Below are 13,233 nucleotides of genomic sequence, written 5' to 3' on the forward strand. Positions count from 1 at the left end.
CTTAAATAAACATTAGCCATACTTCTGCCATGAAACTAAAACACATACTTATACTTGTCTTGGTTATACTTATCGGCTGGTTTATTTACGATACCCTGTCTATACCCAGCGTTGATGATTTGAAAGGCGATTTTAAGGAAGTGGCCATGTACCGGAACGAGAACAATACCGGGCCGATAGTAAGAGTGTATGCCGTTACAGTAAACGATACGCTGTGGCAGGAAATGCAGGCATACGGCGATTATATGCCACACACCAAGTATGGCAACACCAAAGTATATTTCTTTCATCAGGATACTCCAGCACCTGGCAAAGTATACGCTGGCGAAGCAAACATTGACGCTCAATTTAATACCTATGTGTTAGCCAGGTATGAGAAAGATGCTATGGGGCAGGTATCGTTTATAAAGCATCCTTACAAGTAAAATCCAGCGAATTATTACTATCTGCTATACTCTAACGCCTACTTCATTTTATACTTCAACTCCTTCACTTTTATACTTTACATTAACTTGGCATTGCATTTGTACTTTCTGCTGATAACAGACGTTTAAACAATTGCTATGATAAGATTCCGACATTTTGCGGCTGCCGCTATACTTACTTTAAGTAGCCTGAGTGTATTTGCCCAGGGCGAAAAAAACAACTGGTATTTTGGTAAAGGGGCTGGTATTGTCTTTTCTGAGGGCACCCCTACTGCCACTTCAAGCCGTCTGTTTACCGAAGAAGGCAGCGCTACTCTTTCTGATAAAGACGGCAATTTGCTACTGTACACCAACGGCATCACCGTCTGGAACCGTAACCACAAAGTAATGCCAAACGGCAATAGCCTGATGGGAGGTAAATCGTCAACTCAGTCTGCGCTTATACTTCCGAAGCCTGGCAGCCAGACCATTTATTATATCTTCACGACAGATATTCAGGCACAGTCTAACGGCTTACGCTATAGTGTGGTGGATATGAGCAAAGACGGAGGCAGCGGAGATATTGTAACCCGCAACAACTTTATGATTGCCCCTGCCACCGAAAAGCTAACTGCAGTGCGCCATAGCAATGGCCGCGACTGGTGGGTAATAGCACACCGCTGGAACAGCAACGGTTATATGGCATACATGGTAGATGCAGAGGGTGTTGCCACCCAACCGGTTATGAGTATGGTTGGCGTAGTGCATGGCGGCCCAAACAGCAAAGCTATCGGTTACCTGGTACCATCCCCTGATGGAACACGCCTTGCCGCCGCCCTCTGGAACGACGACAGCAGTTTTGAGATTCTAAAGTTTGACCGCAGCACTGGCAAAGTATCAGACCCGATCCATTTAAAAGGTTTTAAACAGGCCTATGGTGTAGCTTTTTCTCCGGATGGCAGCAAATTATATGGTACGACTAACAATGGCCAGATGAACAAAGCCCAGATCGTACAATTTGACCTTAGAACTGGCAGCGCTGACGCAATTGCTAAATCAGCTACAATAATAGGCACATCGGGCAGCCCAAGTATAGGCGCCTTACAACTTGGCCCGGACGGCAAGATTTATGTGGCCCGAAAAGATAACTACTACCTTGGAGTGATAAACAAACCAAACGCCAAAGGCACCGCCAGCGAATATGCAGACAACGGCTTCCACCTGGGCAAACAAAAAAGCGACTTAGGTTTGCCAAACTTCCCGCAGGGTCTTACAAGACAAAGTATAAAATAAGTATAAAATGAGAAGCGCCAGCCCTACAAAAGGCTGGCGCTTCTCATTTTATACTTTGTAGCTTAATCAGCAATTTAACCTATTAAAGCACTTTTGGCTTACCGATCTTAAATCTCAGGAAACCCATAGCAAACGATCCACCCGGATTATTTTCCACGAAAGGCGCAGTTACATCGCGGGTACTTACACCAAACTCATAAACAGGCGTAACAATGGCAATACCAACCGGCAAGTTTATCTTGTCGCCTGCACCAGTCGATACGCCTGTGCTTAAACGTAGCGCAGAAAATGGCTTTACATCAATTCCTAAACCAACAAAATCCTGGGAAATGTTGCCCGGAGCGTTGTTTAGGGCACGTACATAGTCTATTCCAACTTCCACTCTTTCACCAATCTTTACGCCAACACCTGCTCTTAGGCGAGTAGGCAAGTCAGTTGTTAATTCACTTACAGGGCTAAACACAAGGGCACTATCAATAATGGTTTTAGCCATATTAGCCGCCTCACCAAAACTATACTCTTCTGAGCCGTCAATCTCTGGTAGCTTAAAGCCTTTGTCCTGAGCCTGCAGCAGGTTTTCTGTCCAGGTCATTTTACCCAAGTCTGTTACAGATAAACCTACCTTCACAATTTTAACGATCTCGGCAGATAAGCCAATATCAAAACCATGGCCGCGTCCTACCGGACTCAACAGTCCATCAGCATCGTTGTAAGTAAACTTCGGGTCGTTTAGGTATTTGTCATAGTCGATATCCAAAATTGGAGAGGCTGCACTGTAAGCTTTTACTTCACCGCCATTAGAGCTGAACTCATATAAAGCCATACCCTGAATGTAACGGTAACCGGCACCACCATAAATATTTAACAAAGGTAGGTCGATTATCTTACGGCCGTAGGCAACGTTCCACTCGTTAACCCACGAAGCTTTTATTTCGGTGCCGTCAAACAATTTAGACACATACACTGTCTGTCCCGGAGCATACTGCTGATATAATTCTGCATCCTGGCCCAGGAACAAAAGCTCAGAGAAGTTTTTATTAAAAGCCACATGACTTAAAGCGCGCTGACGGTTACTGAATGCCAGTCCGCCAAACTTAGGCAGGTTGATAGAGATGGCAAATGTGTTAAAATCTGCCCCGGCGTTAAGAACATTGTCACTGGTGAAGGCTTTTGCCAAATCGCGGCGTGCGGCCAATGTTAATTCATCTCCTTCTGCAGCCTCTATAAAGCGCTTCATAGTGGTTTTGGTTAGGGCCTGCGAACTGGCGCCCACTCCTCCTTCGCCAATAGTAAACGATACAATAGAAGTGCTTCGGCCCAGGTTACCCGGATTTACACCTATCGCCTGAAAATCATGCACGAACGTATTCATTACACCGCCCCGGCCTACTACCGAAAAGCTGCTAAGTTCTGTTTGCGCCAGCGCACTTGCCTGTACCCCCGCAAAGGCAGCAGCCAGCATCAACAATTTTTTCATAAGGGTTGGTTGTTGTATTTTAAACTTTTGTTTGGTTAGATCAAGCTGCCGATGCTGTTGTGCAGTTGCATTGAAACTATTTATACTTCAATACTTTACAAAGGCATCAAATCAGGTGCAATTTCCGGTTTTTAGATTTGATTTCCATATATATCCACAAAATTATTTGTTCAATTATATATAGAAATCTATATTAATAAGTTTATCTAAAACGAATACGCGTATAAGTTTTAAATTTGTGAACATCACCGCAACCTATACCGATTAGATTTGGCAAAGAGATTCAGCACCGAAACCTACGTAAAAGGCATACTTTCCGGAGACCGGGTAATGCTGAGCCGTGCCATCACGCTGGTAGAAAGCAGGCTAGCCTCTGACCAGGAACTAGCTCAGCAGGTTATTGATGCTGTACTGCCTCATGCTGGTAATTCTGTTCGGATAGGTATAACCGGTGTGCCGGGTGTTGGCAAAAGCACTTTTATCGAGGCCTTTGGCAGTTACTTAATTAAAGAACAAAATAAGAAGTTGGCTGTACTAGCCATAGACCCCACCAGCCAGCGCTCCGGCGGAAGTATATTGGGCGATAAAACCCGCATGGAGGAACTCTCCATGAACTCGCAGGCATACATACGGCCCTCACCTGCAGGTAAATCACTGGGTGGCGTTGCTAAAAACACCCGCGAAACCATTATACTTTGTGAGGCCGCAGGCTTTGATACCATTATAGTAGAGACAGTAGGTGTTGGCCAATCTGAAACTGCTGTTCATGCCATGGTTGATTTCTTTTTGCTGCTGATGCTGGCCGGTGCCGGCGATGAGCTGCAGGGAATAAAGCGCGGCATCATGGAGATGGCCGATGCCGTAGCCATTACAAAAGCCGATGAACATAATGTGCATAAAGCAAACGCTGCCAAAGCTGAGTACCAAAATGCCCTGCACCTTTACCCGGTTGGTGCTTCAGGTTGGGTACCTCGGGTTAGTACCTGCTCTGCGCTACAGAATACCGGCCTCGATACTATCTGGCAAATCATTAGCGATTACCTGGACCTTACCCATAACAATGGTTTCTTCGATAAAAAGCGCCGTGATCAGAACCTGCAATGGATGTACGAAGCCATTCGACAGGGCCTGGAAGATAACTTCTACGGTCATCAGCAGGTAAAAGAGCAGCTGCTCGGCATAGCTGATCAGGTTAAGGAGGGCCAGAAGTCTGCCTTTGCCGCTGCTGATGAGTTGTTGCGGCTGGTATAGGATATCCAACCACCCCTCTCCCGAAGCAAGTCCGGGATCTTCGACTTGTCTAAGACGGGGAATGCTGCCTTTGCAGGTTCTAAAGTATAAGTTTCATTAATGAAGCCAATGGCGAACAGGTCGCGACCTGTCCCTACAGAACAATTCCCAACCCTCTCTTTTCTGTAATCCTGTCAAGGAACTTGGTAGAAGGGAGGTTAAGCAGGAGCTACACAGCTTATACTTTTACAGGAATAATGTAAGAATTACTCGCCTTAGACTACCGGGAACGCGAGTTTGAAGGTAGTGAACTCAGCTCTGAGGGCTAGGAATAGTTAGACATGGAGCTGCTGATACTAAAAAAACAGCCGGCCCATTACTGAACCGGCTGTTTTATACTTTATACTTTCAGATTAGAGAATCCTAAAATCCCCAAATCCTATGAATCCTAGTCCTAGCGTGCTTCTTCTAAACTAACCTTGGCCCATTTACAGATACCGCCAAGTGGTGGATTAAACTTATATACATTAACCTTTACCGACTGAACAAACGGGAACCGATCGTATACTTTGTCGATGATGCGGTGGCCGAGGTGCTCTAGCAGGCGTGCAGGTATTTTCATTTCCTCCAGCACTAGTTTGTACAGCACTTCGTAGTTTACCGTTTCGTCAAGGTTATCGGTTTCGGCGGCACGGCGCAGATCGGTGTTGATAATCAGGTCGATGCCATACTTATTACCAATTCGCTGTTCCTCGTCATAAAACCCATGGAAGGCAAAGAACTCCATGCCCTCCAGCGCAATCTGCCCCATATTTGCTGCTTAGCCTATATCGTCGAAGAAAGAACCGCCGCCTTGTTTAACAGCAACTCCGTTTGTAGCGTAGGCATTCCGCGATGGCTCTGTGTTTGGAGGTTGAACCTCTAGTTTATCCGGCGTTACAGGCTGTATTTCAGGAACTGGCTGCTCAATATCCGGCGCAGGCACACGACCCGGATAATCTGGCTGTATTGGCTCAATCTCCGGCGACGGAATATTGGGCACTGGCGTTGTTGGGGTAGGCACCTCGTTTGGCTGCGTTACATCCGGAGCCGGATCGCCAAACGGTTCGTACTCTTTGCCGTTACCATTACTTAATGCTATAGGCGCGTTCGCTGCCGTAGACTCAGGCAGGATGTATGTGTTGTTTTCAGTATTCATTTCTTTCAGATTTTTTAACAGCTCCGTGTTCTCCACACGAACACCGGCAGCTCTTGAAAGAATACTGTTTGTACCGTTTTTAGGTTTAGATTTAGTTCGTTCTGCCTTCTCAAGCGCCTCGTTAGCAAGGTTTCTCAGTTCACGCACCACTGTATCCAATTGGTCTTCCATGCGCAGGTAATCCAGCTCTAGGTTCTTTACCTCCTGCTGCATCTCTGCCACCATTTTCTCAGATTCTTTTTTTGCGTTTTCCAGCATCTGGCGGGCCTCATTTCGGGCTTGGTTCAGCAGTTCGTTGGCCTTCAGCTCTGCTTCGCGTCCTTTTAACTCAGCAGATTTGGTGGCCTGCTCTAATATGCTGTTTCCTGTATCTTCGGCCGTCTTAAGCGTTTTGTATAGCGACGATTCCACCTCGCGCAGTTTCTGGGTTTCGCGGTGCGAAGCATCCAGTTTCATACGCAGATCCTTGTTCTCATCCAGCAGCTTTTCCCACTGCTGCGAAAGGGTTAGCAAAAAAGCGTTTACTTCGTCCTTGTCTAATCCTCTAAATGCCTTCTCAAACGTTTTTTGCCTGATCTCTAATGGTGTAATCTTCATAACTTGAACCTAAATTAATATCCCAAACCGAAATGGTGCGGTCATCGCTACACGAAACTAACTGATTCTTGTGAGCCGACCAAAATAATTTATTAACCGATGTGCCATGGCTCGCATTTCGCACTTTGTCTATCACTTTCAGCAACTTAAAAGTCTCGGCATCCCATACTTTGATAGACTTATCCATGCTGCAGGTGGCAAAATGGCGGCCATCCGGGCTAAAGGTAATGTGGTTGATGGTGTACATATGCGCAATCAGGTAACCACGTTCTTTATATTGATTTTCTATCTCCCACACCCGCAGGTGAGCATCGCGGCCTCCCGTTAGCAGCAATTTGCCATCGGGCGTGTAAGCCACTGTAAAAACAGAGTTGGTATGCGACTTCAGTTCATATTTTACGGCCATACTTGTGGCATCAAAAATCCGCACCACATTATCGCTATAGCCTACAGCCAGTTCGTTGCTAAACTTATTATAGGCCAAGCACCTTGCACTCTGGTCAGATTTCCGGATAATGGTTTCCAACTCAAAAGTATGGCTATTAAGCACACAAATTGCACCGTTGCCCATGGCCACGTATACTTTCTCTGAAGTATGAATTATATCAAAAATGGCAACTTTAGGCAGCGGCACAGATTTTAAAATCTGCTTATTAGCCAGGTCTATCACCTGCACACCTTCTTGGTTCTGGCCGATCAGCAGCAGGTTACGGTCTGGTACATAGCGTAATGCGTAAACAGAGCTGGTTACTTTTGCAATTAGCTCCCCGTTCTCAGGTTCGTTCAGGTCCCAGGCTACCACCATGCCATCCCCGGCACCGGAAAAAAAGACGTTTTCATCACTGCTTCTCTCCAAAGTATAAACGCAGTCGCGGTGGCCGGTTAAGGTGGCTACTTTTTGTACTTGTATCTTGCTGGCCATAATGCCAATATGGTTCTGTGTCTTAAAATTTAGCTAAATTTACAACAATATAGCCTAACAAAGCGTGCCCATACTTATAAAACCTGTTACCTGCTAGTATATTGCCATGCCCCTCTTACAAATTCAGCAACTAAACCAGCATGCAGTTCTGGGTATCTGGCAAACCCAGGAAACTCTGGAAGAGCTACTAAGCTTGTTGCCTGCGCACGTAAATGTATCGGAGATTGATCAGGTACACGACAAACGCAGAAGGGAGTGGCTGGCCAGCAGGGTACTGGTTTATACTTTGCTGGGGCAATTTACCACTACTCCTACCGTTCTCAGAAAAAATGAAAATGGTAAGCCCTACTTTGAAGAACAGGGTCTTCACGTTTCTATTTCGCACTCGCCTTACTTAGCCGCCGTTATAATTTCTGCTAAACATGAAGTTGGCATAGATATTGAACTTGTATCGCAAAAGGCGCTGCGTGTGGCAGGCAAGTTTTTAAGCGAGGCAGAAAAAGTTTATACTGCCCTTGATGAAACACAGACCTGTCTGTACTGGAGTGCCAAAGAAACGTTGTATAAGTTGTATAGCCGTAAGCGATTGATTTTTAAGGACAATTTGATTTTATGTCCGGGTAAAGATCAAAATATTCTGGAAGGGCAGGTAATAACCGCTGATTTGAGTAAATTGTATCAGATTAGATTTGAATTTCTGCAAAACCATGTGCTTACTTACTGCATCGACTATACACAAACTTAAACAGAACTAACGCTTAAAACCATGAAACACTTTGCCACATTTGCCGCCGCGTTTTTATTAACTGCCTGTGCGTATGCGCAGGGTGGTGGTTACCAATTGGGCGATAAAGTTGCCAACTTTTCGCTTCAGGGCGCTAATAACCAGGCTGTATCGCTTAGTGATTTTACCAATGCCAAAACCGTGGTGCTGGTGTTTACAAATAACCAATGCCCTTATGCCAAGCTTTACGAAAACCGTTTGGTTACCATGGCCAGTACCTATGCTAACCGTGGCGTACAGTTTATCTTTATAAATCCGGGCGCAGGCGAGGGTACAGAAACGCTTGAAGAAATGAGCGCCAAGAACTACAGTTTCCCGTACCTGGCAGATAGGGGCCAGAAAATAAGCTCGCAGTTCGGTGCTACCAAAACCCCTGAGGTGTTTGTACTGCACAATACCGGCGATAGCTTTGTGCTAAAGTATAAAGGCGCCATTGATGATAACCCACAAGTAGAATCCGGTGTGAAAAACTTTTACCTGCGCGGTGTGATCGATGATGTGCTGTCTAATAAGCCCATCGCTGCCGGCGATAAAAGAGCCACAGGTTGTTTGATTAAAAAGTACTAAGTTTTTAAAAAAAAGAGCGGGCCGACTTTAATAGTCGGCCCGCTCTTTTTTTAGCATTATAATTTTCGACACCTTACACAGGTGGCTCTTCGTCGGTAATGGCATTCAGCAGTTTTATAACTTCCGTGGCTTTTTCCGGGTCGTTCATTTTTTCAAAAGAAAAGGCCAGGTTGCGTAAAGCCCGCTTTATGATGTCTATGTTTCCGCAGGGCTCATAAAAGATATCGATCGGGTTCAGGTTTAACTGCAATATGTAATTATCGATATCTGCCTTCGAAAGTATAAGCCCTTTGTTGTACACGTTAATGTAAAACTGTACGCCATCCAGCTTGTAGGTAAGTATAAACAGGTTGGGCAAATTTACACCATATACTGGCATATCGAGACGCTGGGCCAGCGTCATGTAAATTACGCATAGCGTTAGCGGGTTTCCGCGTTTGGTCTCTAGCACCAGATGAAGCATAGAGTTTGCCGGCGAATGGAAATTTTTGGTGTTGGCTGTAAAGCGTTTCTCCTTGAACAGCACATTGTTCAGCGCCTTTACCTGGTCATACGGATGCATCTCCTCTTTCATGTGGGTCCAGGCATCGAAGTACAACTGGTCTATAGTTTTGGTAATAGTGGCATACTCAACATCAGGATATAAGTAGGAGTTAACCAGGTACATTCCTTCCAACAGATCTGTTGCGCCATTTTCTTTCCACTCTTTCAGGCGCGCCATCAAACCGTCAAACTGCAGGTTATGGATCAGGTCTTCAATCTTTTTCTGAAGATCAGAATCTAATGTTTCCTCCCACTCTTCTTCCAGGTAAGGAATTATACCTTCGCCTAATGCAACTATTTGCTTCTCCACATGCGACGCCACATCGTCATCACTATCATCCAGCAGCGATATAAGCGCTTTTATCTCGTTCTTCGTCAAAGTGATATGTAATTATTAATGAGTAAACTCACTACCAACATCTAATAACTTACAGTAATAAAGAAAAAATGGATACTTCATTCACTTAATAATCTCTTCAAACCTAACTACAGCAGCAAACAAAGTTTAACTCATTCATCATTATTCTCACGTTTGGATAACGCCTACGTTGTATGGCTTTTCGATTGGAGCGTGGTTGGCTGCTTCAATTCCCATCGATATTACTTTTCGTGTCTCTAACGGATCTATTATGCCATCTATCCATAAACGTGCTGCGGCATAGTATGGCGAAAGCTCTTCGTTATACTTGGCCGTGATGCGCTCCAACAACTCCTGCTCTGCCTCCGGGGTAATAACCTCTCCTTTTGCCTTTAAAGAGGAAACCTGTATCTGTAGCAGCGTTTTGGCTGCAGAGGCTCCGCTCATTACGGCTAGCTGTGCTGTTGGCCAGGCATAGATCAGGCGCGGGTCGTAGGCCTTACCGCACATGGCATAGTTACCGGCTCCGTAGCTGTTGCCTACAAGTATGGTAAACTTTGGCACTACAGAGTTGGCCATGGCATTCACCATTTTGGCGCCGTCTTTAATAATACCGCCGTGCTCAGCCTTGCTGCCCACCATAAACCCTGACACGTCCTGCAAGAACACCAACGGAATCTTCTTTTGATTGCAGTTCATGATAAAGCGCGCGGCTTTGTCGGCAGAGTCGGAGTAAATTACGCCACCCATCTGCATTTCGCCTTTCTTACTTTTAACGATCTTGCGCTGGTTGGCCACAATGCCTACCGCCCAACCGTCTATTCTTGCAAGTCCACAGATAAGGGTTTGGCCGTAATGGTCTTTATAAGCCTCAAATTCAGAATTATCTACCATGCGAAGTATGATATCCATCATATCGTAAGGTTTTGCCCTGTCGGCTGGCATCAGGCCATAGATCTCTTTTTCATCCAGTTTTGGCGCAACAGGATCCACACGGCTGAATCCGGCCTTGTTATAATCTCCCATTTTGTCAAAAATATTGCGGATGTGGTCCAGTGCTTCTTTATCGTCTTTGCACTTATAGTCGGTAACACCGGAAATCTCGCTATGGGTAGTAGCACCGCCCAGGGTTTCGTTGTCTATACTTTCGCCAATGGCTGCTTTAACCAGGTATGATCCCGCCAGGAAAATTGAGCCTGTCCCTTCTACGATCAAGGCCTCGTCGCTCATAATTGGAAGGTAAGCCCCGCCGGCAACACAGCTGCCCATAATGGCGGCAATCTGCACTATGCCCATCGAACTCATCACTGCATTGTTCCGGAACATGCGGCCAAAGTGCTCTTTATCCGGGAATATCTCGTCCTGCATCGGCAGAAAGACACCGGCGCTATCCACTAAGTACACTATAGGCAACCTGTTTTCGATAGCAACTTCCTGGGCACGTAGATTTTTCTTAGCTGTGATCGGAAACCAGGCACCCGCTTTTACTGTGGCATCGTTGGCAACCACCACACATTGGCGGCCTTTTATATAACCTATGCCTGTTACTACTCCACCGCTTGGGCAGCCTCCTACTTCCTGGTACATACCGTCACCTGCAAAGGCTCCGATCTCTAAAAACTCCGAATCCTCATCCAGAAGGTACTCTACACGCTCACGGGCAGTCATCTTGCCTTTTTCGTGTTCTTTCTGGATGCGCTTCTCGCCACCACCCAAATGTACTTTCTTTAGTCTGCTCTGTAACTGAAAAATAAGTTGTTTAAGTGCGTCTTCGTTCTTGTTAAATTCAATATCCATGTAGGGCTAGTTTGAAGTATAGGAAAGAATATCAATGAAAAATCCGCCCTGATAAGCGGATTTCACAAATATACGATTTTACATTTTTACGGATTAATTAGATTTTGAACCGGCAGCACTTCTAACTACTTTAACAGTATCCGTTACCGGCACATACACAGTATCTGGCACTGTACGGAACTCCTGAGGATACTTGTCCTGCAGGTCTTTCACCTCATCCAGGCCAATTACACGGCCTGTAGCATCCACTTTATACTTGTCTTTGCGGCCAAATACAGAGAAGTTAACATAGCGTTTAGGGTAAGCCTGTATATCGCGCAGCAGCAGGTTAAGTGCCTCTGTAGAACGGTTCATGTTCTCATACAACTGTTCGTCGTGTATCAACTTGCCAATAGAGCCCTGGTCTGAGTTAAGTTTATTTACAGCCGATTGCAAATCTAAAACAGCGCTGTTTGCATTAGCTACCAGTTTATTGAACTCTGCCCGCTTCAGGGTATCCGTGATTTCGGTCATGTTACGGGCCAAGCGGTTTATTTGGCGCTCTGTTTGCACCAAAGAGGCCGTAAGAGCGCTTACATTGGCTGTAATAGCGTTGATATTTTGCTGATTGGCGCGCAGCATTTCGTTAAGGGCCGCCGTGGTTTGGTTTGTGTTGGCAAGTATGGCCTGTATGTTTCCTTTTGCCTCACTGTCCAGCAGCCTGTTTACACGGGCAAGTGTGGTATCTACCCTGTCAATTACAGGCACTGTTTTAGATGAGATGATGTCTGTAATGGAGCTCTCTTTATAAGGAATCAGCTTTTCGTTGCCATCATACATCTTCGTGCTGTTGCCCAGGTAGAGCGTAATAGCCTTACTACCAAGCAGGTCTGAGTTACCAAGCGCAGCAATAGTAGAGTCTCCTACCTGCAGGGTCTTGAGTACGTCTATCTTTACCAGAATATTGTTCTGCTGCTCTGTCATGAGGGTAATACTTTGAACAGAGCCCACCTGCACGCCATTAAGTATGACCGGATTGGATACAGTAAGTCCATCTACATTATCATACACAACAAAGTATGAGCGGGTATCTGAGAACAGGTCGGAGCCTTTCAGAAACATAAACCCGAAATACAGGACCACAAGCGCCACTATACCTAGCAGCGCAACTTTAATTTCTTTAGATATCTTCACGTAAGGGGTGTCTAGCTAGTAAGCTTTAGTTCATTGCCTCGAGTTCTTGCTTATACTCTTTAAAGGCACGATATATTCCTGATGCCATATACGTTTGGCCGGACTTATCGTTAAGGAATTTTTCTTCGGACGGATTTGTAAGGAAACCGCACTCTATCAGCACGCTAGGCATATAGGATTTCCAGAGCACCAGAAAGCCTGCCTGTTTTACACCACGGCTGTGGCGCCCTACCCTGTGCTTGAACTCTTTTTCTACTTTATCAGCAAAGCGAATGCTGTTATCCATGTGCGCGCTCTGGTGCAGGGCAAACAGAATATGGCTTTGCGGTGACTTAGGGTCAAAACCACCATAGTTCTCCTTATAATTATCTTCCTGCAAAATTACCGCATTCTCACGCTTTGCCACGTTCAGGTTACCCTCCGAAGTATGAAGCCCCATGGTATAGGTTTCTGTGCCGTAGGCAGATGCAGGACCTGCATTAAGATGTATAGAGATAAACAGGTCGGCGTTATTCTTGTTAGCAATACCTGCGCGGTCAATAAGCTCAACAAAGTTATCTGTTTTGCGCGTATACACTACCTTTACATCCGGTAAGTTCTTCTCAATCAGGCTGCCTACCTGCAGGGCAAGCTGAAGCGCAACATCTGCTTCATGCGAAACCTTACCGTTACAGCCATTGTCTTTTCCGCCATGGCCGGCGTCAATTACCACCGTGCGTACCTTATAAGCCTTCTTGAACTCTAATGTGTTGGATGAGCAAAGCAAGAAAACGATAGCCAGAAATGAAACAGTAACAATATTTCTCACAACGTTCGTTAGTTAAAAGCTAAAACAATAACTTTGTACAAAATAAATAAAACTTTAGGGAAGTCTGAAGAAGTTGCGCCAC

Annotated in this window: 13 protein-coding genes; 5 read left to right on the top strand and 8 right to left on the bottom strand. The window is 45.5% G+C overall.

Translation table 11 applies throughout. The features are described 5' to 3' along the window. The first annotated feature begins 29 nt into the window (after positions 1-29). Together K0O23_RS00450 and K0O23_RS00455 are read left to right on the top strand one after the other, a co-directional pair. A complete protein-coding gene (locus K0O23_RS00450) occupies positions 30-425 on the top strand; it encodes a hypothetical protein (RefSeq protein ID WP_219875411.1) in 396 nt (131 codons plus the stop codon). Positions 426-563: 138 nt separating this feature from the next. Then, complete coding sequence (locus K0O23_RS00455; protein WP_219875413.1) at positions 564-1,697, top strand: YncE family protein; 1,134 nt, start codon at positions 564-566, stop codon at positions 1,695-1,697. Between the two features lie 82 nt (positions 1,698-1,779). On the opposite strand, the gene K0O23_RS00460 is transcribed toward K0O23_RS00455, so the two are convergent. Then, complete coding sequence (locus K0O23_RS00460; protein ID WP_219875415.1) at positions 1,780-3,174, bottom strand: DUF5723 family protein; 1,395 nt, start codon at positions 3,172-3,174, stop codon at positions 1,780-1,782. A 270-nt stretch (positions 3,175-3,444) separates the two neighbouring features. Between K0O23_RS00460 and meaB the strand changes: the two genes are divergently transcribed. Continuing rightward, on the top strand, positions 3,445-4,425 hold the full coding sequence (meaB, locus tag K0O23_RS00465; RefSeq protein ID WP_219875417.1) for a methylmalonyl Co-A mutase-associated GTPase MeaB: 981 nt from the start codon (positions 3,445-3,447) through the stop codon (positions 4,423-4,425). Between the two features lie 433 nt (positions 4,426-4,858). Here meaB and folB read toward each other — a convergent pair whose 3' ends face one another. The 3 genes from folB to K0O23_RS00480 are packed head-to-tail and all read right to left on the bottom strand — an operon-like array spanning position 4,859 to position 7,121. After that, entirely contained in the window at positions 4,859-5,215 is a 357-nt protein-coding gene (gene folB / locus K0O23_RS00470) for a dihydroneopterin aldolase (RefSeq protein WP_219875418.1), read from the bottom strand. Positions 5,216-5,224: 9 nt separating this feature from the next. Next, on the bottom strand, positions 5,225-6,199 hold the full coding sequence (locus tag K0O23_RS00475; protein ID WP_219875419.1) for a DivIVA domain-containing protein: 975 nt from the start codon (positions 6,197-6,199) through the stop codon (positions 5,225-5,227). Then, positions 6,159-7,121 (bottom strand): WD40 repeat domain-containing protein, encoded by a 963-nt coding sequence (locus tag K0O23_RS00480; protein ID WP_219875420.1) that lies wholly within the window; start codon positions 7,119-7,121, stop codon positions 6,159-6,161. The genes K0O23_RS00475 and K0O23_RS00480 overlap by 41 nt, the downstream gene beginning before the upstream one ends. Positions 7,122-7,227: 106 nt before the next feature. Here K0O23_RS00480 and K0O23_RS00485 point away from each other — a divergent pair, with 106 nt between their 5' ends. Further along, on the top strand, positions 7,228-7,866 hold the full coding sequence (locus tag K0O23_RS00485; protein ID WP_219875422.1) for a 4'-phosphopantetheinyl transferase superfamily protein: 639 nt from the start codon (positions 7,228-7,230) through the stop codon (positions 7,864-7,866). Positions 7,867-7,887: 21 nt separating this feature from the next. Further along, the gene (locus K0O23_RS00490) at positions 7,888-8,472 is read left to right on the top strand and encodes a thioredoxin family protein (RefSeq protein ID WP_219875424.1); all 585 of its coding nucleotides are present in this window, start codon (positions 7,888-7,890) and stop codon (positions 8,470-8,472) included. Between the two features lie 73 nt (positions 8,473-8,545). Here the strand turns inward: K0O23_RS00490 and K0O23_RS00495 are convergent, their stop codons facing one another. The 4 genes from K0O23_RS00495 to K0O23_RS00510 form a co-directional block, all read right to left on the bottom strand. Then, positions 8,546-9,394 (bottom strand): transglutaminase-like domain-containing protein, encoded by an 849-nt coding sequence (locus K0O23_RS00495; RefSeq protein ID WP_219875426.1) that lies wholly within the window; start codon positions 9,392-9,394, stop codon positions 8,546-8,548. Between the two features lie 147 nt (positions 9,395-9,541). Continuing rightward, complete coding sequence (locus tag K0O23_RS00500; protein ID WP_219875427.1) at positions 9,542-11,170, bottom strand: acyl-CoA carboxylase subunit beta; 1,629 nt, start codon at positions 11,168-11,170, stop codon at positions 9,542-9,544. A 93-nt stretch (positions 11,171-11,263) separates the two neighbouring features. Beyond that, a complete protein-coding gene (locus K0O23_RS00505) occupies positions 11,264-12,343 on the bottom strand; it encodes an MlaD family protein (RefSeq protein WP_219875428.1) in 1,080 nt (359 codons plus the stop codon). A 25-nt stretch (positions 12,344-12,368) separates the two neighbouring features. Continuing rightward, on the bottom strand, positions 12,369-13,151 hold the full coding sequence (locus K0O23_RS00510) for an N-acetylmuramoyl-L-alanine amidase family protein (RefSeq protein ID WP_219875429.1): 783 nt from the start codon (positions 13,149-13,151) through the stop codon (positions 12,369-12,371). Positions 13,152-13,233: the final 82 nt, after the last annotated feature.

The sequence above is a fragment of the Pontibacter aydingkolensis genome, from assembly GCF_019443125.1.
Taxonomy (GTDB): domain Bacteria; phylum Bacteroidota; class Bacteroidia; order Cytophagales; family Hymenobacteraceae; genus Pontibacter; species Pontibacter aydingkolensis.

Coding starts and splice junctions, on each gene's coding strand:
- K0O23_RS00455 (WP_219875413.1), top strand. CDS start 564: ATGATAAGATTCCGACATTTTGCGGCTGCCGCTATACTTACTTTAAGT.
- K0O23_RS00500 (WP_219875427.1), bottom strand. CDS start 11,170: ATGGATATTGAATTTAACAAGAACGAAGACGCACTTAAACAACTTATT.
- K0O23_RS00450 (WP_219875411.1), top strand. CDS start 30: ATGAAACTAAAACACATACTTATACTTGTCTTGGTTATACTTATCGGC.
- folB (WP_219875418.1), bottom strand. CDS start 5,215: ATGGGGCAGATTGCGCTGGAGGGCATGGAGTTCTTTGCCTTCCATGGG.
- K0O23_RS00480 (WP_219875420.1), bottom strand. CDS start 7,121: ATGGCCAGCAAGATACAAGTACAAAAAGTAGCCACCTTAACCGGCCAC.
- K0O23_RS00490 (WP_219875424.1), top strand. CDS start 7,888: ATGAAACACTTTGCCACATTTGCCGCCGCGTTTTTATTAACTGCCTGT.
- K0O23_RS00460 (WP_219875415.1), bottom strand. CDS start 3,174: ATGAAAAAATTGTTGATGCTGGCTGCTGCCTTTGCGGGGGTACAGGCA.
- K0O23_RS00485 (WP_219875422.1), top strand. CDS start 7,228: ATGCCCCTCTTACAAATTCAGCAACTAAACCAGCATGCAGTTCTGGGT.
- K0O23_RS00475 (WP_219875419.1), bottom strand. CDS start 6,199: ATGAAGATTACACCATTAGAGATCAGGCAAAAAACGTTTGAGAAGGCA.